Below are 905 nucleotides of genomic sequence, written 5' to 3'. Positions count from 1 at the left end.
TGGAATGAAGCAGATGCTGATACAGCAGAAGCGATCGATTTCCTTGAATTCTATGCACGTCAAATGTTGAACATTAAAGATGGAGTGCCTGTAAACAGCCGTCCAAATGAATATAATCGTTATGACTATATTCCATTAGGTGTAGGAATCATTATTTCTCCTTGGAATTTCCCGCTTGCGATTATGGCTGGAACGACTGTTGCGGCAATCGTAGCTGGAAATACCGTTCTTCTAAAACCAGCTTCAACAACGCCAGTTGTCGCTGCAAAATTTGTTGAGGTTATGGAAGAAGCAGGCCTTCCTAAAGGTGTATTAAACTTTGTACCTGGAAGCGGTGCAGAAGTAGGCGACTACTTAGTAGACCATAAGGATACACGTTTTATCAGCTTTACTGGATCTCGTGACGTAGGTCTACGTATTTTCGAACGTGCATCTAAATTAAGCGAAGGTCAAGTTTGGATGAAGCGTGTCATTGCAGAAATGGGCGGAAAAGACACAATCGTTGTTGATAAGGAAGCAGATCTTGAGTTAGCTGCTACTTCTATTGTTGCCTCTGCATTTGGCTTCTCTGGACAAAAATGCTCTGCATGTTCTCGTGCAGTTATTGTTGAAGACGTGTACGACCAAGTATTAAATCGTGCGGTTGAATTAACAAATGAATTAACACAAGGGGATCCAACTGATCCGAATAACTATATGGCTACAGTAATTGACCAAAGTGCATATAATAAAATCATGAGCTATATCGAAATTGGCAAAAAAGAAGGAAAGCTAATGACAGGTGGAGAAGGAGACGACTCCAAGGGCTACTTCATTAAGCCAACGATCTTCGCAGATCTTGATCCAGAAGCTCGTATCATGAAAGAAGAAATCTTTGGCCCAGTTGTTGGATTTACAAAGGCGAA

Annotated in this window: 1 protein-coding gene; it reads left to right on the top strand. The window is 41.3% G+C overall.

Annotated features, from left to right (window positions below; all coding sequences use genetic code 11):
• Window positions 1-905: aldehyde dehydrogenase family protein (locus ASU02_RS25460; RefSeq protein WP_157684567.1), on the top strand; the 905-nt coding region annotated here is incomplete at both ends.

This window comes from Cytobacillus praedii, from assembly GCF_001439605.1.
Taxonomy (GTDB): Bacteria; Bacillota; Bacilli; order Bacillales; family Cytobacillaceae; genus Cytobacillus; species Cytobacillus praedii.
This window is presented reverse-complemented; position numbering and strand designations above follow the sequence as displayed.